General features: G+C 71.7%; 12 protein-coding genes. 6 read left to right on the forward strand and 6 right to left on the reverse strand.

The features are described from left to right. Positions 1-91: 91 nt before the first annotated feature. From HF323_RS13195 to kynA, 6 genes are all read right to left on the reverse strand, one after another. Positions 92-1,753 (reverse strand): GMC family oxidoreductase N-terminal domain-containing protein, encoded by a 1,662-nt coding sequence (locus HF323_RS13195; RefSeq protein ID WP_169583063.1) that lies wholly within the window; start codon positions 1,751-1,753, stop codon positions 92-94. Then, on the reverse strand, positions 1,750-3,525 hold the full coding sequence (locus tag HF323_RS13200) for an aldehyde dehydrogenase family protein (RefSeq protein WP_169583314.1): 1,776 nt from the start codon (positions 3,523-3,525) through the stop codon (positions 1,750-1,752). The genes HF323_RS13195 and HF323_RS13200 overlap by 4 nt, the downstream gene beginning before the upstream one ends. A gap of 77 nt (positions 3,526-3,602) precedes the next feature. Next, the gene (locus HF323_RS13205) at positions 3,603-5,087 is read right to left on the reverse strand and encodes an MFS transporter (protein ID WP_169583064.1); all 1,485 of its coding nucleotides are present in this window, start codon (positions 5,085-5,087) and stop codon (positions 3,603-3,605) included. A gap of 152 nt (positions 5,088-5,239) precedes the next feature. Further along, complete coding sequence (locus HF323_RS13210) at positions 5,240-6,490, reverse strand: aminotransferase class V-fold PLP-dependent enzyme (protein ID WP_169583065.1); 1,251 nt, start codon at positions 6,488-6,490, stop codon at positions 5,240-5,242. Continuing rightward, positions 6,477-7,445, reverse strand: coding sequence for a hypothetical protein (locus HF323_RS13215; protein WP_169583066.1), 969 nt, complete (start codon positions 7,443-7,445; stop codon positions 6,477-6,479). The genes HF323_RS13210 and HF323_RS13215 overlap by 14 nt, the downstream gene beginning before the upstream one ends. An 84-nt stretch (positions 7,446-7,529) precedes the next feature. Beyond that, positions 7,530-8,387 carry a tryptophan 2,3-dioxygenase gene (gene kynA / locus HF323_RS13220; protein ID WP_188241710.1) on the reverse strand — a complete coding sequence of 286 codons (858 nt, stop codon included), beginning with the start codon at positions 8,385-8,387 and terminating at the stop codon, positions 7,530-7,532. 356 nt (positions 8,388-8,743) lie between these two features. Here kynA and HF323_RS13225 point away from each other — a divergent pair, with 356 nt between their 5' ends. Genes HF323_RS13225 through HF323_RS15760 form a run of 6 tightly spaced genes read left to right on the forward strand, consistent with a single transcriptional unit; the run spans position 8,744 to position 20,650 of the window. After that, complete coding sequence (locus HF323_RS13225; protein WP_317451072.1) at positions 8,744-14,734, forward strand: DUF4082 domain-containing protein; 5,991 nt, start codon at positions 8,744-8,746, stop codon at positions 14,732-14,734. A 31-nt stretch (positions 14,735-14,765) separates the two neighbouring features. After that, positions 14,766-15,818, forward strand: coding sequence for a Gfo/Idh/MocA family oxidoreductase (locus HF323_RS13230; RefSeq protein WP_169583068.1), 1,053 nt, complete (start codon positions 14,766-14,768; stop codon positions 15,816-15,818). Continuing rightward, the gene (locus HF323_RS13235) at positions 15,815-16,810 is read left to right on the forward strand and encodes an NAD-dependent epimerase/dehydratase family protein (protein WP_169583069.1); all 996 of its coding nucleotides are present in this window, start codon (positions 15,815-15,817) and stop codon (positions 16,808-16,810) included. Before HF323_RS13230 ends, HF323_RS13235 begins: the two co-directional genes overlap by 4 nt. Further along, complete coding sequence (locus HF323_RS13240) at positions 16,807-17,952, forward strand: DegT/DnrJ/EryC1/StrS aminotransferase family protein (protein WP_223169399.1); 1,146 nt, start codon at positions 16,807-16,809, stop codon at positions 17,950-17,952. Before HF323_RS13235 ends, HF323_RS13240 begins: the two co-directional genes overlap by 4 nt. Beyond that, positions 17,949-18,575 (forward strand): NeuD/PglB/VioB family sugar acetyltransferase, encoded by a 627-nt coding sequence (locus HF323_RS13245; RefSeq protein ID WP_169583070.1) that lies wholly within the window; start codon positions 17,949-17,951, stop codon positions 18,573-18,575. The genes HF323_RS13240 and HF323_RS13245 overlap by 4 nt, the downstream gene beginning before the upstream one ends. Beyond that, on the forward strand, positions 18,572-20,650 hold the full coding sequence (locus HF323_RS15760; protein ID WP_169583071.1) for an aminotransferase class I/II-fold pyridoxal phosphate-dependent enzyme: 2,079 nt from the start codon (positions 18,572-18,574) through the stop codon (positions 20,648-20,650). Before HF323_RS13245 ends, HF323_RS15760 begins: the two co-directional genes overlap by 4 nt. Positions 20,651-20,656: the final 6 nt, after the last annotated feature.

Genomic DNA, 20,656 nt, shown 5'->3' on the forward strand with positions numbered 1-20,656 from the left:
CGTTCGGTGCCGGTCCTCCCGAGCGCCTTTTCCGGCGGGGCGTTCCGTCTCGCTGCGCCCGCTCAACGACCGGGGCGAAACGCGCTCGCCCTCAACGACCGCGGATCAGGTCGGCGGCGACCTCTCCGATGACGATCGCCGGGGCGTTGGTGTGGCCGCGGATGACCGTGGGCATGACGGAGGCGTCGGCGACGCGCAGCCCGCTCACCCCGCGCACTCGCAGCTCGGGATCGACGGGTGCCGAGGCATCCGTCCCCATCCGCGCCGTGCCGACGGGGTGATAGAGCGTGTGGGAGTAGCGGCGCAGCGACAGCTCCGCCCGTTCGGCCGCCGTCATCGTCTCGCCGCCCTCGGGCTGGACCCACCCGCCCGTCGTCACCGAACGCAGCGCCTCGGTGCCGATCAGCCGCTCGCACTCAGCCAGTCCGGCGAGCAGCGTCGCCTCGTCGATGCCGTCGGCGTCGGTGAGGTATCCCGGATCGATGACGGCTTTCGCGGTGGGTTCCGCCGACGCGAGCCGGATCGTGCCGCGGCTCTTCGGCCGCAGCAGGATGGCCCCGACGGTGATCCCCTCGGCCGGAGTCGGGATGAGCCCTTCGCCGACATACGGCACGGGCGCGAAGAGGATCTCGATGTCGGGGAGCGCGTCGGGCACGCCGGCTCGCTCGGCGACCTCGGTCCGCACGAACCCGATCGCCTCGCCGACGTTGGAGGTCAGCATCCCGCGCCGCGATGTCAGGTAGCGGGCGAGCTCGACGACGCGCTCGGCACCGAACAGCGTGCCGCCGCGCGCCGCAGGCGCGAACCCGGCGACCAGATGGTCCTGCAGGTTGGACCCGACCTCCGGCGCGTCCACGAGCACCGGGATGCCGTGCTCGGCGAGATGGTCCGCGGGTCCGATGCCGCTGAGCATCAGCAGCTGCGGCGTATTGATCGCGCCGCCGCACAGGATCACCTCACGCCGCGCGGTGGCGTGCCGGGTCACGCCGTCGAGGTCGACGTACACGCCCGTCGCACGCGGCGGCGTCGGGGCGTCGTCGTGCGCGAACTCCGCCGAGCTGCCGGGTGAGAAGGTCACGCGGCGCACGAGGGCGTCGGTCACCACGCGCAGATTGCGCCTCCGCCGCGCCGGCCGCAGATACGCGTCGGCGGTCGACGCCCGCGCTCCGCGGCGCTGCGACACCATCGTCTGGCTGAATCCCTGCCCCTCGGCGAGGTTGGCACGAGTGACCGGATGCCCCCGCTCGCGCGCGGCGGCCAGGAACGCCGCCGTGTGCGGGCGTGGGTCGCGCTGGTGCTCGACCGACTGGGCTCCGCTCGTGCCGTAGGTGTCGTCGGCCGCGTCCTGCGTTCGCTCCACGCGGCGGAAGTAGGGCAGGAGCGCGCTCCACGACCACGGGGCGCCTGCGGTCTCGGCCCACTCGTCGTAGTCGGCGGCGAATCCGCGGACCCACATCATGGCGTTGAGCGACGACGAGCCGCCGAGCGTCTTGCCGCGCGGCCAGTAGATCGTGCGACCGCCGAGCCGCTCCTGCGGCACCGTGTCGTAGCCCCAGTCGTAGGGTCCGCGGAAGAGCTTCGAGAACGCCGCCGGGACGTGCAGCTCGAGGGCACGATCGGGCGGGCCGGCTTCGAGCAGCAGCACCGACACGGCGGGGTCTTCGCTCAAGCGTGCGGCGAGCGCCGCGCCGGCCGAGCCGGCGCCCACGACGATGTAGTCGGCGGCGAGGTCGCCGCTGCGGCGGGGGCTCATGCCTGGAAGGCCCGCACGAGCGTCGCGGAGAGCTTGGCGTAGTCCCCGTCCATCCGGAACCTCGTGAAGCCCTCGCTCACGGCGGCGCCGGTGCGGGACGTCACGAACCACGGCGGCTTCGGCAGCACCGAGAACGCCCTCCCGTTCGAGCGGCGCAGCGCGGTCGGCGCGAGCGACCGCGGGAACGGCCGGAACGGACCGCGCGTGACGGCGCGTTCGACGCGGTCGAGGAGCAAGGCGTTGTGCACGATGCCGATGCCGCTCTGCACGTCCTGCAGGCTCGCGCCGGGGAAGCCGCCCCACGGCAGCGTCGGAGTGAGGAAGCCGAACGCCGTCCACGAGTTGATCGACACGGTGCCGTAGCGCAGGTCGGCGATCGCCCGCTCGAAGCCGTCGCCGAGCGCGGCCTGCGTCACCGGGTCGATGAGCACGTTGGCGCCCAGCGTGCCGGCGAGCTCGTCGTTCGCGTGCTCCACGGCGCGGTCGAGGAACTCCTGTCCGTTGCCGGGCAGCGCCACGACCCCGAGGACGGGCGCGAAGTACTCGGTCGTCTCGAGGGCCGACGCCTCGCCCGGACGCGCCTGCACCAGCGCGCGCGTGCCGTCCGTCGACCAGGAGGCGTCGGGATAGTCGGATGCCGCGGCCGCCAGTTTCCCGTCGCTGCCGGGGTACCACAGCGGGCGGCTCGGCGCGGCGTCGAGGGCGTCGCGCAGCGCGGCGATGAACGCCTCGCGCTGCGGCCAGTCGGCGCTCAGCAGCACGACCTGCCCGGCGATGCAGTTGTGCCCGGAGTTGTACAGCCGCATCGTCGCGACGTGCTCGGCCTGGAACCGGAGGTCGGCCTCGCTCCACTCGCCCGGGACGATGATGATCGGAGACACCCCGCCGAGCTCGGCGGTGATGGGCTTGTTCAGCTTGGGCCGGTTCTCGCGCCGGCGGCGGGCGGTGCTCGCCGCGCCGGAACCCGACGACGGTCCCCACACGATCGCATCGAACGTTGGCGCTGCCCCGGTGATGTGCACGTGGGCGATGTCGCGGTGCTCGGTGAGGTACGCCCCGACGTCGCCGCCGCCCGTCACGATGCGGACGAACCCGGGCTCGATGAGCGGTGCGAGCGCGCGCTCGAAGACCGGGACGAGAGCGTCCTGCGTGGGGTTGACCTTGAGGATGGTGACGCGGTTGTGCGCGATGAGCTCGTACATCACGTCGAGCACGGGGATCGAGGTGACGTTGCCCGCGCCGAGGACGAGACCCACACCGCCGGATTCGGTGGGCGTGAGCTGGGCGAGGCCCGCATCGGCGCGCACGTCGGCTTCGCTCACGCCGGGCCCGAACCACACTTCGCCGGTGTAGCCCGACAGCAGCACGCCGTCGACGGGGGCGAGCGGGAAGACGTGCGCCCTCACGCGGCCGCCGGGGGCGGCATCCGTCTTCACCCGCTTGAGCGGGCTCTCGCCCTTGGCCAGCGCCGCGAGGGTGTCGCGATAGGCATCGAGCGCTACGAGGGTCGCGTACGGTCCCGAGAGCCATTCCTCTCCGGCGAGCGGATGCCCCGGTGCGAGCCCTTTCGACGCGGCGGCGCCGTGCGCCCACTCCTCGGCGACGGCGGTCACCGCTGCGCGCACGCGATCGAGCAGGCGCGCCCGCTGGGCGAGGGTGAGGTGGGTCCAGGTGCGCGCCCCGCGCGCGAGGTCGGCGACCGCGGCGTCGAGCGGCTCGCGGACCTCGTCGGGGAGGGCAGGCTTCTTCGTGCGGGCGGGGGTGGTGGTCACCGGGGCGGCCTGGGGCACGAGCGCTCTCCTTCGGGCGGCGGGGGTCTCAGTCTACGACGCCGTGCTGACACGCGATCTCAGAGGGGCTGCGACTCGATGTCGCCACGGCGCAGCGGGTACCGCGCCAGCGCGATGAGGCTCAGCCCGATGAGAGCGGCCGGGGCGAGACTGAAGCTGACGATGATGCCGGTGATCGCGGCATCCGGCTGCCCGGCGGATTCTCCCGCGGTCGACGAGATGTATCCGGTCGCGGCGAGGATGAGCGTGAGCACCGTCGCGCCCAGCGCGAAGCCGACCGTCTCGCCCGCGGTCCACACGCCGCTGAAAGCCCCTGCTCGCCCGGGGCCGTTGGCGCGCTCGTCGTGCGAGATGACGTCGGGCAGCATCGCCATCGGAAGAGACTGCATGCCGGCGTAGGCCACGCCGGCGACGGCCACCGGCGCGTAGATCCACTGCCCGGGCGCCCACAGCATGCCGAGGATCGACAGCGCCGCGACGCCGAAGACGACGCTCGCGATCGCGAAGGCGCGCTCCTTGCCGATGCGGCGGGACGCGGCGCCCCACGCGGGCGCGGCGAACAGCGCGGGCGCGATCAGGGCGAGGAAGAGCAGCTCCACCGCCGCCTCGGAGTCGAGGACCCATCGAGCGACGTACTGCGCGCCGGCGAGCATGAGGCCGGTCGCGAGAGCCTGCAGCACGAACGTCGCGAGGAGAGCGCGGAACGGCGCGCTGCGCCGCAGGGAACGGATGCCCTCGCTGAAGTGCTCCCGGATCGCCGGGCCGGCCGGCGCGGTGTCACGAGCGGAGGACATGCGACGAACGGAGGACGACGCCGAGGCATCCGATCCTCCCGTCGTTCCCTCTCCTCCGCTCATGACCTCGCTCGTCGCGCGCGCACGGCGGGCGACGGTCGTGGAGACGAGCATGCCGAGCCCGATCACCACACCCGCGACCACGCCCATCACGAGGTACCCGATCACCGGGTCGTCGGACGTGCGACGCAGTGCGGGCCCGCCGGCGCCGAACAGCAGGATGGCCAGGGTCAGCACGACGACCCGCCAGGTGAGCAGGCGCGTGCGCTCGTCGTAGGCGGGCGTCAACTCCGCCGGAAGTGCGATGTAGGGCACCTGGAACAGGCTGAACGCCGTGGCGGTCAGGGTGAACGCGACGAAGACCCAGATCGCGGCGACCGCGGGTCCCACCTCCGGGGGCGCCGCGAACGTGAGGGCGAAGAGAAGCGGAATGCTGTAGGCGCCGACGAGCATGAGCCGGCGCCGACTGCCGTGGCGGGCGAGGTCGCGGTCGGTGAGGGCGCCGATGATCGGGTCGATCACGACATCCCACACCTTGGCGAGCGTGATGACGAGCCCGGCCGCCAGGGCGGCGACGCCCAGCGAGTCGGTGAGGTAGTACGTCAGCACCAGCCCCGGGAGCGTCGCGAACCCGCCGGTCCCGAGCGAACCGGTCGCGTAGCGGGCGATCGTGCCGCGCGAGAGCCGGGTATGGATCGGGCGGGAACCGGATGCCGCGGCCGGCAGCGCGTCGGGAGCGTCGGTGCTCATCGCGCCAGTGTAAGGGGAGGGTCGTCGCGAGGTTCGCCCGGTGCACCGCCGCGCTCCGCTCGCTCGACGACCCGGGGCAGTGGGCGCCCTTCCGGTCGTCGAGCGAGGGAGCGGAGCGACCGAGACGAAACGAGCTGCCGGACCTGGCGACCTCAGCCGAGCTCGGCCACGGCCTCCCGCACCGCTCGCAGGCCGGCCAGGGTTTCGGCGAAGCTCGTCGACAGGGGCGAGAGCCCGATCCGCAGGCCGCCGGGATCGCGGTAGTCGGGGATCACGTCCTGCGCCCACAGCCGCGCCGTCACTGCCCGCATCGCCGGATGCGAGAGGGTGACATGCCCGCCCCGCGCGGCGGCATCCCGCGGCGAGGCCACGACGACGCCCAGAGGTGCGAGCAGGCTGTCCGCCACGCGCACCGCGAAGTCGGTGAGCGCGACCGACTTCGCGCGGATCGCGTCGATGCCGGCCTCTTCGATGAGTGCGAGGGTGTCCTGCATCGCGAGCATCCCGACGATCGGCGGGGTGCCGGAGAGGAACCGACGCATCCCGTCCGCCGGCCGGTACTCGGGCCCCATCGCGAACACGTCCGCCGTGCCCATCCAGCCCTGGATCGGCTGCGCGAGTGCATCCTGGTGCCGCGTCGCGACGTACGCGAACGCGGGTGACCCCGGCCCGCCGTTGAGGTACTTGTACGTGCACCCGACGGCGAGGTCGAAGTCCCACTCGTCGGCCCGGACGGGCACCGATCCGGCGGAATGGCACAGGTCCCACACCACGAGGGCGCCGGCGTCGTGCGCGATGCGGGTGAGGGTCGGGGCATCCGCGAGGTAACCCGACCGGTAGGCGACCTGGCTGAGCACCACGACCGCCGTCTGCGGCCCGACGGCCGCGCGCAGCGCCTGTGCCGTGACGCCGGCCGAAAGGTCGACGTCGACCCAGCGCACGCGCCCGCCGCGCTCGCGGGCGATCCCGTCGACGAGGTAGCGGTCGGTGGGGAAGTTGTCGCGGTCCACGACGATCTCGACCCGCGCCGGGTCGGCCGCCTGCTGCGCGTCGAACGCGGCGCGCACCAGCTTGTAGAGGAGCACCGTCGTCGAGTCGCCGACCACGGTCTGGCCGGGTGCGGCGCCGATCACCGCGCGTCCGATCGTGTCGCCGATCGCGAACGGCAGCTCCATCCACGACTCGTCCCACCCGCGGATGAGCCGCCCGCCCCACTCCTCGGTCGCGAAGGTCGCGAGCCGCTCGACGCTGGCCCGCGGCGGACGGCCGAGCGAGTTGCCGTCGAAGTACACCAGCGACGTGTCGGCGCCGACGAACGCGTCGCGGTGGCCGCGCAGCGGGTCGGCGTCGTCGAGGGCGGATGCCTCGGCCTCGAGCGCCGAGAGCGTGTCAGTGGTCGTCATGGATGAGCTCCTCCGAGGGGACGACCGTCGCACGGCCGAGCCAGGCCGGAACGTCGTCGAGAGTCGTCGGCGGCGCACCGGGGACGAAGGTCGAGACGCCTTCGGCGGCGGTCGCCGGCCACGGGTCACACAGCGTGTCGATCAGGGACTCGCCCCGCACCCCGCACCGGTCGAGCGCGGCGAGTTCATCCGCCTGCACCCCGACGGGCCGGTCGCCGTTTCCGAGATCGGTGCCGTACAGCACCGAGCCGCCTGCGGTGACGAACGCGGCGAGGTTCGCCTCGGCGCGCCGCGCCGATTCGGGATCGTGGATGCGCAGCGTCGAGATCCAGCGCTGACCGGATGCCGCGGCGCGCGCGACGACGGCGGGTGAGAGGTCTTCGGTGAAGGGGGTGTGGGCGAGCACGTCGACCCCCGCGTCGAGCGCCCGCTCGGTCATGCCCTCGCCCTCGACGTGAGCGACCACCTTCCGCCCGTGGCCGTGTGCCGCGCGCACCACGGCGCGCAGCGTGGCGGGGTCGAGCACGGGACCGGCGGCGGCGTTGAGGGCGACCTTGACGACGGATGCCCCGAACGACACCTGCTCGTCGACCGCCGTCGCTGCTCCCCCCGGTGCGCCGGGGTGCGGCGAGGGATCGCTGACGGTGCGCACGATGGCGTCCGGAGCCCAGACCCGCCCCGACGGGTAACCGCCCGGCGCGGTGAGGAAGGCCCCGGCGTAGGCGACATGGGGGAGCCCTGCCGGGCGCCGGGCGAGCGAGACCGGGTCGCCGCCGAGGTCGAGCACCCCCGCGATGCCGCCGCCGGCGAGTGCCTGCTCGTCGATGAGGTGCAGGTGAACGTGGTGATCGACGAGCGGCGGCAGGCAGACTCCGCTCTCGCCCGTGAGCGCCCGCCGGCACGTCCGCGCCGCGGGCCCGACCAGCTCGCGGAGCGCGAAGGGGTCGATGTGCACGTCAGCTCCCCCTCTCGCCGCGCGGGGTGGGCGTCGTCTCGCGCCGGGCGCCGATCCCCGCCACCCGTCGGGGGCCGGTGCCGCTCATTCGATCTCCGTCCTCACCGCGAAGAGCTCGGGGAAGAACGTCAGCTGCAGCGCCCGCTGCAGGAAAGGCACGCCGCTCGAGCCGCCCGTGCCCGTCTTGAAGCCGATGATGCGCTCGACCGTCTTGAGGTGCCGGAACCGCCACAGCTGGAAGTTGTCCTCCAGGTCCACGAGCTCCTCGCACGTCTCGTAAGCCGCCCAGTGCGCCTGCGGGTCCGCGTAGATCTCGGCGAACAGCGGCACGAGCTCTCGGGTGAAGGTCCACGCCTGGGTGACGTCGCGCTCGAGCACCTCAGCGGGGATCGCGTAGCCCGAGCGGGCGAGCAGCCGCAGGAACTCGTCATACAGGCTGGGCGCCTCCAGCGCCTGATGCACGAGGGCGTGTGCCGGGGCATCCGAGGCGAACACCTTCAGCATCGCCGCGTTCTTGTTGCCCAGCGTGAACTCCACCGCGCGGTACTGGGCAGACTGGAAGCCGCTGGCATTGCCGAGCACGCCCCGGAACTGGGCGTACTCCGCGGGGGTGAGGGTCGCGAGCACGGACCACTGCTCGGTGAGCGTCTTCTGGATGTGCTTCACGCGCGCGATGCACTTGAGCGCCGGCGCCAGCTGGTCCTCGCGGAGCAGGCGGCACGCGGCGGACAGCTCGTGGAGCACGAGCTTGAGCCAGAGCTCGGTGGTCTGGTGCTGGATGATGAACAGCAGCTCGTCGTGGTGCTCGGGATCGCTCAGCGGCCGCTGCGCGGCCAGCAGCGTGCCGAGGTCGAGGTACCCCCCGTAGCTCATGCGATCGGCGAAGTCTGTGACGACCGACCCCTCGATCGTCCGGGTGTTGCGTTCGACGCCTTCGCTCACGCAGTCAGCCTAATGAGAGCGGATGCCGCTTCGTCAGGCCCCGTGGGGCGCGGACGACCCTGTCAGCGAGCAGCTGACGAACCGTTTACCGGGAAGGGGGTGACGCGGCGCAAGCGTTGGGTCTACACTCCCGAACGGGGGAGAGACCCGAACACTGCGACAGGAAACCCGAATCTTCCTGAATACCTGGGGGTATTCGCGCAGTGCTCTCCAAACGAGTGACCGATGCTGCGCGCGGGGAAGCGTGCAGTCCGGCCGCCCATTCAGCAGTGGGAGCTGGGAGCATGGGTGAGACTTTTGTCGACCGATCTGGGGCGATTCGCCGTACACGCCGGCTGAGGACGGTCGCCCTCGGGGTGGCCGCGCTCTTGCTGGCGGCGACGTTCGTCGCGGCCTCGCCCGCGCCCGTGGCCGAGGCCGCCAGTCCGTGCGGCCCGAACATCAACCCGATCGTGTGCGAGAACCAGAAGCCCGGCACCGATCCGGCGATCTGGGACATCTCCGGTGCGGGCGACCCGACGATCCAGGGCTTCGCGACGGACATCAGCGTCAACGCCGGCCAGCGGGTCGACTTCAAGATCGACACCAACGCCCGGTCGTACCGGATCGACATCTACCGCACCGGCTGGTACCAGGGGCTCGGTGCGCGCAAGGTCGACTCGGTGACACCCTCCGCGACGCTCCCCCAGAGCCAGCCCTCGTGCATCTCGGACGTCACGACCGAACTCTACGACTGCGGCACCTGGGGCGTCTCGGGGTCGTGGAACGTGCCGGCGGACGCGGTGTCGGGTGTATACATCGCTCTCCTGCATCGCAACGACACGGGCGGTGAGAGCCACATCATCTTCGTCGTGCGCAACGACGGCCGCGCCTCCGACGTGCTGTTCCAGACCTCGGACCCGACCTGGCACGCCTACAACTCCTACGGCGGGTCCGACTTCTACCAGGGCGCTGCCCACGGCCGCGCCTACAAGGTCAGCTACAACCGCCCCTTCGCGACCCGCGAGGGGACGACGCGGCGAGACTTCTACTTCAGCTCCGAGTACGCCACGGTGCGGTTCCTCGAGCGCAACGGCTACGACATGAGCTACATCGCCGGCGTCGACACCGATCGCCGCGGCTCCGAGCTGCTCAACCACAACGTGTTCCTCTCGGTCGGGCATGACGAGTACTGGTCGGGACCGCAGCGTGCCAATATCGCCGCGGCCCGAGATGCGGGAGTCAACCTCCAGTTCCTGTCGGGGAACGAGGGATACTGGCGCACGCGCTACGAGGCATCCGTCGACGGCGCCGCGACTCCCTATCGGACGCTGGTGTCCTACAAGGAGACGTGGGCGAACGCGAAGATCGACCCGAACGCGCAGTGGACCGGAACGTGGCGCGATCCTCGGTTCGCCGACGCCGCCCAGGGCGGGCACAGCCCCGAGAACGCCCTGACGGGCACGATGTACATGGTCAATCACAACGACCTCGCCGTCACCGTGAACGCCGAGCAGGGCAAGACGCGGCTCTGGCGCAATACCAACCTGACGTCACTGGGCGCGGGGTCAGCCGCGGCGCTGGCTCCGCACACCGTCGGCTACGAGTCGAATGAGGACATCGACAACGGGTTCCGGCCGCCCGGGCTCATCCGGCTGTCCACGACGCTGGGGCCGACACCGCAGTACCTCACCGATTACGGCAACACGGTCGTCCCGGGGGCGACGGAGCATCATGTGACGCTCTACCGTGCGGCCAGCGGGGCGCTGGTGTTCTCGGCGGCCAGCATCCAATGGGGCTGGGGACTCGACCAGGAGCACGATGGCGACGGCGCGCCCCCCGACGCGCGCATGCAGCAGGCCCAGATCAACCTGCTCGCCGATATGGGAGCACAGCCGGGAAGCCTCATGGCGGGGATGGCGGCGGCCACGAAGAGCACGGACGCCACCGCCCCGGCCACCACGATCACCTCGCCGAGCAACGGCCAGGCGATCCCGCACGGCACCGTCGTCACCGTCACCGGCACAGCCGCTGACACGGGGGGCGGCCGAGTCGCCGGGGTCGAGGTCTCCACGGACGGAGGTGCCACCTGGCGGTTGGCGCAGGGCACCACGACGTGGACCTTCTCCTATGTGCAGCAGGGGTCGGGCCAGGCGACCGTCAAGGCCCGCGCGATCGACGACAGCGCGAACTTCTCAGCGGCCGGCGCGAGCGTCGCCGTCACCGTCGGAGGGCCGTACTCGGTCTTCGGCGGCACGATGCCCGCCACCCCCGCGACCGACGACGGATCGGCGGCCGAACTCGGCCTCCGCTTCACGGCAGAGGTCGACGGCTTCGCCACGGGGGTCCGGTTCTACAAGGGCGCGGGCAACGGCGGCCAGCACACCGGCTCGCTGTGGAACGCACAGGGGACGCGACTGGCCTCGGTGGTGTTCGCGGGTGAGACGGCGACCGGCTGGCAGACGGCGCTGTTCTCGGATCCGGTGCCGATCGTGGCAGGGCAGCTCTACACCGTGTCGTACACAGCGCCCCAGGGACGCTACGCCTACGAGGAGTGGTACTGGCCGTACAAGGCGAAGGCCACGGCACCGCTGCACGCACCGGCGACGAGCGGCGCATCGGCCGCAGGGGTGTACGGCAGCGCCGGCGGCTACCCGACGACCACGTACCGGGATGCGAACTACTTCGTCGACGTGGCCTTCGAGGCCGCGCAGGACTCTCCCGTGAGGCTCACCTCCCAGTCGCCGGCCGTGGGGGCCACCGGCGTCGCGCGGGACACGCTCGTGTCGACGGTTTTCACCCGCCCCGTCCAGCCCGCGTCCGTGACCGTCACGCTCGCCAAGGCCGACGGCACACCCGTCGCCGGCACGACGACCTACGACGAGACCGCGCGCCGGGCGCGCTTCAGCCCGTCCGCCGCGCTCGACCCGGTCACCGGGTACCGGGTCACCGTGACCGCGACGCCCGTCGACGCGACGACCTTCGATCCCGGACCGGCGTGGACGTTCACGACCGCCAACTCGACGTCGTCCAACGAGTGCCCGTGCACGCTCTACACCAGCTCCGACGTGCCGACGGTGCCCGCGGCATCCGACACGTCACGCGTGACGGTGGGCACGCGCTTCAGCGTCACCGAGGCGGGCTTCATCGCGGCCGTCAACTTCTACAAGGGCCCCGGCAACACCGGCTCCCACACGGCGACGCTGTGGAGCGGATCCGGACAGTCCCTCGGCACCGCCTCGTACTCGTCGGAGTCGGCGACCGGCTGGCAGACCGCCTGGTTCGACGCGCCGATCGCCGTCAACCCCGGGACCGCCTACGTCGTGTCGTACGTCGCGACGGTCGGGGCGTACTCGGTGAGCCCGAGCGCGTTCTCCACGGGATACTCGCGCGGACCCCTCCAGGTCCCTGAGAGCGGCGGTGCGTTCACCTACGCGACCGGGTTCCCGTCGCAATCCTCGACCAGCAGCTACTTCGTCGACCCCGTCTTCGTGCGATCGGCGAGCGGACCGCACCTGGTGTCGACGTCGCCCCTCGCCGGTGCGACCGACGTCCTGGCCACGTCGCCGATCTCGGCGACCTTCACGGAGGAGCTCAGCGCGTCGCCGACGGTGACCGTGGCCGCCGGCGGGCCCGTGGCCGGGACGGCGGTCCTCTCGGCGGACTCGAAGACCGTCACGTTCACGCCCGACTCGCCCCTGCCGTGGGACACCGCCGTGCAGGTGACGGTGTCCGGCCTCGTCAGCGCGTCCGGCACATCACCCGACCGCAGCTGGTCGTTCCGCACGGCGACCGATCCGAACCCGCAGGGTGTGACGTTCTTCGGGACCGCGACCCCCACGGCCTCGGCCGCCGCGGACGGCTCGTCGGTCGAGCTCGGCATGGCCTTCCGCTCGACGCTTCCCGGACGCATCACTGCGATCCGCTTCTACAAGCCCGCGGCGGACACGGCCGCGCACACCGGAACCCTCTGGTCGCCGGCGGGCCAGGCCCTCGCCACGGTGCTGTTCCAGAACGAGTCCGCCGACGGGTGGCAGCGAGCGGAGCTGACTTCGCCGGTCGCCATCGCCGCGGGTGAGGTCTACACGGTCTCGTACCTCTCGCCGCAGGGACGGTACGCCTACGCGGGCGGCTACTTCTCCGCTCCCGTCACGAGCGGGCCGCTCACGGCGATCGCTCCGGGCAATGGCGTCTTCCGCTACGGCACCGGCGGCGTCATGCCTCAGTCGACGTGGGGCGCGACGAACTACTTCGTCGACGTGGAGTTCTCGGCCGGCGACCCGCCGCCGCCGCTCACCGTGACGTCGAGGTCGCCCGAAGGCACCGCGGTCGAGTTGGACGCGAAGGTCACGGCCGTGATGTCGGCGGATGCCCCGACCGCCGTGGTCGAGCTGAACCGGGGCGGCGCCGCCGTCGCGGGCGTCTCGGCGTGGAACGGTGCGACCCGCACGGTGACGTTCACGCCGCAGGACCCGCTCGACGACGTCACGACGTATCAGGCGACCGTGCGGGTGGGCGGCCAGGTGATCTCGCAGTGGAGCTTCACCACGCGCGTGCCCGACCTCACCGGCGTCGTCGGCAACCTGTTCGGCAGCACGGAGCCGGCCGTCACCGCCACGACCGACACGAGCGCCGTCGAGGTGGGGACCCAGTTCTCGATCGACTATCCGGGCAGCGTGACCGCGATCCGCTTCTACAAGGGCGTCGAGAACACCGGGACGCATGTCGGGCACCTGTGGAACGCGAACGGCGATCTGCTGGCGACGGCGACGTTCACGTCGGAGACGGCCTCCGGCTGGCAGCGTGCGGAGCTGTCGACCCCCGTCGCACTCACGCCGGAGACCGTGTACCTCGTGTCGTATCACGCCCCGGCCGGAAGGTATGCGGTCACCTCGCGCTACTTCGCGGATCCGGTCGCCAACGGGTACGTGAGGGCGCCTGCGGGCACCAACGGCAGGTTCTCCTACGGGCCGAGCGGCACCCTTCCGGCCAGCTCGTTCGACTCGTCCGCCTACTTCGTCGACGCCGAGATCGCCTTCGCCGGAAGCGCGGCCCCGGCGCCCGTCGTCACCGCCCGCACTCCCGCGGCCGATGCGACCAACGTCGACCCCGCGACAGCCGCGATCAGCGCGACGGTGTCCAACGCGACGGCGGTGTCGCTCGCGGTGGAATCGGGCGGGACCCCGGTCGCCGGGACGTCGAGCTTCACCGCGGCGACCGGCGTGGCCGTGTTCACTCCCGCGCAGCCTCTCGACCGAGGCCGGACCTACACTGTCTCGATCACCGCGAACGGCGCGGTGATGTCCGGCGGATCCTGGTCGTTCGCGACCCGACCCGACGCGTCCCTGACGTCGACGACGCCGGCCCCTGGCGCCGTCAACGTCTCCCCCACGACGCCCGGCATCACCGCGTCCCTCGCGAACGCCGCCACCGCGTCGCTCGCACTCACGGCGGACGGCGTCGCCGTGGCGGGGAGCTCGAGCTTCGACGCGGCGACCGGGGTCGTGTCGTTCACGCCGGCGGCATCGCTTGAGTGGGGCCGCACGTACACCGTCGCGGCGACCGCGGACGGCAAAGCCGTCGCCGGCGGCACCTGGTCGTTCTCGACGATGCCGCGCGCGACTCTGACCACGCGGACGCCGGCAGCCGGCGCGACCAACGTGGACCCGACGACGGCGCGGGTCACCGCGACACTGGCGTCGGCTCTCACAGCCTCGATCGCGGTGACCTCCGGCGGTGTCGCGGTGCCGGGGACGTCCAGCCTCGACACCGCGACCGGTGTCGTCACCTTCACCCCGACGGCGCAGCTCGCCTGGGCCAGGACCTTCTCGGCAACGGTCACGGCCAACGGGACGACGGTGACGGGCGGCACATGGACGTTCACCACCCAGGTCAAGCCCGATCAGGTGAACCTCTTCGGCACGACGGCCACGCCGGCCAACGCGAACACCACGACGGTCCTGGACATCCAGGTCGCGACGCGGTTCCGCGCGTCGGTGCCGGGGGTGGTGAGGTCGATCCGCTTCTACAAGGGCACCCAGAACACCGGCACGCACACCGGGTACCTCTGGTCGTCGAACGGGACGCGGCTCGCGCAGGTGACCTTCTCCGGCGAGACCGCCTCCGGGTGGCAGACGGCGACGCTGTCGACGCCGGTGCGGCTGACGGTCGGCGCAGAGTACCGCGTCGGTCTCTACAGCACCGCGAATCGATATCCCGTCACGAACAACGGGCTGTCCGCGGTCGTCACGTCCGGGCCGCTCTCGACCGTCGCCAACGGCGGCGCCTACATCTACAGCCGCAACTTCCCGAATACCACGACAGCACACAAGTACTGGGTCGACGTGATCTTCGATCCGGACGACTGACGAACACCAATCTGATCTGGGGGCGATTCAGATGACGCAATTGAACGTGGCGGTGGTCGGCGCGGGCTACTGGGGGCCGAATCTCGCACGCAATTTCCGTGCCAGCCCGCACTGGAGGCTGCACGGGATCTGCGACCTCGACACCGCCCGCGCGCGACGCGTGGCGGACGAGGTCGGCGGTGTCGCCGTGACCGAGCGGCTCGGCGATGTTCTGGCCGATCCCACGATCGACGCGATCGCGATCGCCACCCCGGCGCGCACGCATCACCCGATCGTCATGGCGGCTCTCGACGCCGGCAAGCACGTCATGGTCGAGAAGCCCCTCGCCGAAGGACTCGGCCTCGGCCGTGAGATGGTCGACCGTGCGCGGGAGCGCGGCCTGGTCCTCATGACGGACCACACCTACTGCTACACACCCGCCGTGCTCAAGATGCAGGAGCTGATCCAGGAGGGGTTCCTCGGCGACATCCTCTTCGTCGACAGCGTGCGCATCAACCTGGGGCTCGTCCAGCCCGACGTGGACGTGTTCTGGGATCTGGCGCCTCACGATCTGTCGATCATGGACTTCGTGCTCCCCGGGGGCCTCGACGCCGTCTCGGTGTCGGCGCACGGCGCCGATCCGCTGGGAACCGGGCGCTCCTGCGTCGGCTATCTCGCGATGCCCCTGCGCGGCGGCGCGATCGCGCATGTCCACGTGAACTGGCTCAGCCCGACGAAGATCCGCCAGATGGTGATCGGGGGGACACGGCGCACCCTCGTGTGGGACGACCTCAACCCCTCCCAGCGCGTGAGTCTCTACGACCGCGGCGTCGACCTCGAGCCGGCCACCTCCGCCGCTGCGCGCGCCGCCCGGGTGTCGTATCGGCTGGGCGACACCTGGTCTCCCGCCCTGCCCGAGCGGGAGGCCCTCGCCGAGGTCGTGGCGGAGTTCGCCGGGGCGATCGTCGGCGAGCGTCCGGCGCGCACCGACGGGCTCTCGGGACTGCGGGTTCTCTCGGTGCTGGATGCCGCGACCCAGAGCCTCGGCGCCGCCGGGGCGCCGCATCCGATGGAGGTCCCTGTGAAGTCGGAGGTGCTCGCGTGACTGCTCTCGAAGGTGCGCACGTGCTGGTCACGGGCGGCGCGGGGACCATCGGATCGACGATCGTGGATCAGCTTCTCGACGCGGGGGCAGCCGGGGTGGACGTGCTCGACAACTTCGTGCGCGGCCGGCGGGCGAATCTCGATGCCGCCGAGGCGACCGGCCGGGTGCGCATCGTCGACGGCGACATCCGCGACGCCCGGCTGGTGGACGAGCTGGTGGCGGGGAAGGACGTCGTCTTCCACGAGGCGGCCATCCGCATCACGCAGTGCGCGGAGGAGCCGCGGCTCGCTCTCGAAGTCCTGGTGGACGGCACGTTCAATGTGGTGGAGTCCGCGGCGCGCCATCGGGTCGGGAAGCTGGTCGCCGCATCCAGCGCCTCGGTCTACGGCATGGCGGAGCGATTCCCGACCGACGAGCGCCACCACCACGAGAACGACGACACGATCTACGGCGCGGCCAAGTCCTTCGGCGAGGGGCTCGTGCGCAGCTTCCGGGCGATGCGCGGGCTTGACTACGTCCTCCTGCGCTACTTCAACGTCTACGGGCCGCGCATGGACGTGCACGGCCTGTACACCGAGGTGCTCGTGCGCTGGATGGAGAGGATCGCCGATGGCGAGCCGCCTCTCATCTTCGGCGATGGGCGGCAGACCATGGACTTCGTGTGCGTCCCCGACGTGGCGCGCGCGAACATCCTGGCCGCGGCCTCCGACGTCACTGCGGGGACGTACAACATCGGCAGCGGAACCGAGACGAGCCTGCTCGAGCTCGCCGAGGCGCTGCTGCGTGCGATGGACTCGGACCTCGACGTCGTCCACGGCCCTGAGCGCGCGGTCAACGGGGTGTCGCGCCGGCTGGCCGACACCTCCGCGGCGCGGAGGGACCTCGGGTTCGAAGCCCGCATCGGACTCGACGAGGGTCTTCGGCGACTCGTGCACTGGTGGGCCCCACTGCGCGACGAGGTCGCGGCGGGCCGGAAGGCCGCGGCGACATGAGTGCGCGCATCGACGTCATGCGGCCGTGGCTCGGGAAGGAGGAGGCGGATGCCGTCGCCGAGGCGATCGCCAGCGGCTGGGTGGCGCAGGGGCCGAGGGTCGCGCGATTCGAGCGGGAGTTCGCCGCAGCCATGCGGGTGCCCTTCGCCGTCGCGACATCGAGCTGCACCACGGCGCTGCACCTGGCGCTCGTCGTCGCCGGAATCGGTCCCGGCGATGACGTGGTCGTGCCGTCCTTCTCGTTCATCGCGACGACGAACGCCGTCACCTACGTGGGCGCCCGCCCCGTCTTCGCCGACGTCGACCCCGTGACGGGCAACGTGACCGGTGACACCGTCGCAGCCGCACTGACTCCGGTCACCCGCGCGGTGATCGCCGTCGATCAGGGCGGAGTGCCCGTCGACATCGCGGACCTGCGGCACCTGGCCGATCCGCTGTCGATCGTCGTGATCGAGGATGCCGCCTGCGGCGCCGGCTCGACGTACCGGGGCGCTCCGGTGGGCGCCGGCGCCGAGATCTCCGCGTGGTCGTTCCACCCTCGCAAGATCCTCACGACGGGCGAGGGGGGGATGCTGACCACCACCCGGCACGACTGGGCGAGGCGCGCGGCCCGACTGCGCGAGCACGCCATGAGCGTGTCGGCCGCCGATCGTCACCGCGCCGTCCTTCCTCCGCCGGAGCGCTACGACGAGATCGGATTCAACTACCGGATGACGGACATGCAGGCGGCGATGGGGATCGTCCAGCTCGGCCGGCTGCCCGAAGTGGTCGAGAGGCGCCGGGCGCTCGCCCGGCGATACCAGGAGGCGATCGCCGACATCCCCGGACTGCGTGCGGTCAAGGATCCGGACTACGGGACATCGAACTACCAGTCGTTCTGGGTCGAGGTCGGCCAGGGGTACGGTCTCGATCGCGAGGGTCTCCTCGAGGCGCTCGCCCGAGCGGAGATCTCGGCCCGGCGCGGGATCATGGCGGCCCACCGCCAGGTGCCCTACGAGTCGCTGACGCCCCCCAGCGGACTGCCCGTCACCGACCGGCTCACCGACAACACGCTCATCCTTCCCCTCTTCCACCAGCTGTCCGAGGCCGACCAGGACCGCGTCATCGCGACCCTGGCCTCCCAGGGAGGGCGAACGCGGTGAGCGGAGTGCTGCTGATCGGCGCGGGGGGTCTCGCGCGGGAGGTGATCGCCGCCGGGATGCCGCGGATCGCCGGCATCCTCGATGACGACGAGCACCTCCAGGGCGCCGCCGTGTCGGGAGTCGCGGTCGTCGGCCGCGTCGCGGATGCCGCCGCGCTCTCCGAGGACCTGCTCGTGTGCGTGGGCAGCGGCTCCGCCCGAAGCCGGGTGGCCGGTCGCCTGCACGCCCTCGGCGTGCGCGAAGAGCGGTACGCGACGTATGTCGCGGAAAGTGCGCGCATCGGTGCAAGCAGCCGCGTCGGCCGCGGGAGCGTGGTTCTGGACGGAGTGGTGGTGACGGCAGACGTGTCGATCGGCCGCCACTGCGTGATCATGCCGAACTGCACCCTCACGCACGACGACGTCGTCGAGGACTTCGCCACCCTCGCCGCCGGGGTCTCGCTGGCGGGCCGCGTACGCATTCGCGAGATGGCATACATCGGCACGAATGCCTCGGTGCGTCAATCCACGACCGTCGGCCGCTCGGCCACGGTCGGCATGGGCGCGGTCGTCCTGACCCACGTCCCCGACGAACAGATCTGGGCCGGGGTGCCCGCCCGTCAACTCGAGAGGGTCAAGCTATGAAGCACATCGTGGTCCCGCGTCATCCGCGGGGCAGGTCCGACGTCACCGTGGTGATCCCCTGCTACAACTACGGGCGCTACCTGCCCGCCGCCGTGGACAGCGTCCTCTCGCAGCGCGACGTGGATGCACATGTGCTCATCATCGACGACGCCTCCCCCGACGGATCGGCCGACGTGGCGCGCGAACTGGCGCAGACCCGGCCTCGGGTCCGCGCGGTCGTGCACCGCGAGAACCAGAAGCACATCCGCACCTACAACGATGGCCTCAAGAGGGTCGAGACCGAGTTCGTCGCCCTCGTCTCGGCTGACGACGTCCTCGCGCCCGGGTCGCTCGCGCGATCGGTGGCGCTCATGCAGCGCTACCCCCAGGTGGGACTCGTGTACGGGCCGATCGCGACGTTCGCAGACGACGCGGAGCAGCTGCCCACGAGGAACCGTCGCTACCACCTGTGGCGGATCTGGGACGGCGACGAGTGGACGCGCGGCGTGACCCAGAGCGGATACAACCCGATCGCGTCGCCCGAGGCGCTGGTGCGCACCTCGGCGATGCGCGAGATCGGGCTGTACAACCCCGCACTGCCCCACACCGGCGACCTGGAGTACTGGCTGCGGATCGCCGCGCGCTGGGATGTCGGCCAGATCCACGGCCCGATCCAGGCCTACTACCGCGTCCACGGCGAGAACATGCACCTGGCGGACTTCGGCTCGCGCGTGGCCGACCTGCGGGAGCGCCTTGCCGCGTTCAAGGTGCTCTCCGACTGGACCGGCTCGCAGCCCACGGCCGCGCAGCGCCTCGAGGAGGCCCGGCAGGCCCTGCTCGTTCAGGCGGAGGGACTGGCCGCGGAAGCGAGGGCGGCGGGCGCCGACGAGTCGGCGGCGCTCGCGGAGCTGCGCTCGGCCCTGGCGACGCCCATCGGGGAGGCCCCCGCGCATCCGACACCGGAGTGGCCCGCGCGCGAGCGCACCGTGCTGGCCGATCCGGTTCCGATGCTCGACCTCGCGCACCAGCACCGGGCCGTGGCCGGCGACGTGGAGGCGGGGTTCGCACGAGTGCTCGCCGAGCAGACCTTCGTCCTCGGCCCGGAGGTCGAGGCATTCGAGCGGGCTTATGCGCGGTACGTCGGCGTCGATCACGCGATCGGCGTCGGCAACGGCACGGATGCGCTCGAGCTCGCGCTGCGGGCGGTGGGCGTCGGGCCCGGCGACGACGTCGTCATCCCCGCCAACACCTTCGTCGCGACGGCGGAGGCGGTCGTGCGCGTGGGCGCGTCGGTCCGGCTCGTCGACTGCGGGGACGACTTCCTGCTCGACACCGGCATGCTGCCGTCTGTGGTCGGCTCGCGCACGAGGGCCGTGATCCCCGTTCACCTGTACGGCGCGCTCGCCGACGTGGCGGAGATACGCCGGATCGTCGGACCCGATGTGGCGATCATCGAGGACGCCGCGCAAAGCCAGGGCGCCCGGCGGGACGGTCTCGTATCCGGAGCGCTCGGCGACGTGGCCGCGACGAGCTTCTACCCGGGCAAGAACCTCGGGGCGTACGGGGATGCCGGCGCCGTCACGACCGCGTCGCCCGCCATCGCCCGGGCGGTGCGCGCGCTGCGGAATCACGGCGGCGAGGCCCGCTACGAGCACCTCGTGGTGGGGTCCAACTCGCGCCTGGACGGACTGCAGGCGATCGTGCTGGCTGCCAAGCTCGCTCACCTCGACAGGTGGAACGCCGAGCGGCGCGCGATCGCCGATCGCTACCGGGACGCGCTCGCGGGCGACGATCGGATCCTCCTGCCCCCCGCGGCGCGGAGCGAGGCGCACGTCTATCACCAGTTCGTCGTCCAGGTGGACGATCGCGACCGCGTCCACGCCCTGATGACCGCGGACGGCATCGGGGTCGGCATCCACTATCCGCGCCCGGTGCACCTGCTGCCGGCCTTCCAGCAGGCAGACCTCGGACTGCACGGCCGCTTCCCTCGGGCCGAGCGCCAAGCGCGGCGCATCCTCTCCCTTCCCATCTATCCCGGACTCACCGAGGCGATGCAGGCCCGCGTCATCGAGTCGCTGCGCTCGGCGCTGCGGTGAGGAGAC

This window comes from Microbacterium sp. MF43 (assembly GCF_012847295.1).
Classification (GTDB): domain Bacteria; phylum Actinomycetota; class Actinomycetes; order Actinomycetales; family Microbacteriaceae; genus Microbacterium.

What these genes read in the sequence shown, in the direction of transcription:
- HF323_RS13195 (WP_169583063.1), bottom strand. Translation starts at nt 1,753, where the DNA reads ATGAGCCCCCGCCGCAGCGGCGACCTCGCCGCCGACTACATCGTCGTG.
- HF323_RS13205 (WP_169583064.1), bottom strand. Translation starts at nt 5,087, where the DNA reads ATGAGCACCGACGCTCCCGACGCGCTGCCGGCCGCGGCATCCGGTTCC.
- HF323_RS13210 (WP_169583065.1), bottom strand. Translation starts at nt 6,490, where the DNA reads ATGACGACCACTGACACGCTCTCGGCGCTCGAGGCCGAGGCATCCGCC.
- HF323_RS13230 (WP_169583068.1), top strand. Translation starts at nt 14,766, where the DNA reads ATGACGCAATTGAACGTGGCGGTGGTCGGCGCGGGCTACTGGGGGCCG.
- HF323_RS13240 (WP_223169399.1), top strand. Translation starts at nt 16,807, where the DNA reads ATGAGTGCGCGCATCGACGTCATGCGGCCGTGGCTCGGGAAGGAGGAG.
- HF323_RS15760 (WP_169583071.1), top strand. Translation starts at nt 18,572, where the DNA reads ATGAAGCACATCGTGGTCCCGCGTCATCCGCGGGGCAGGTCCGACGTC.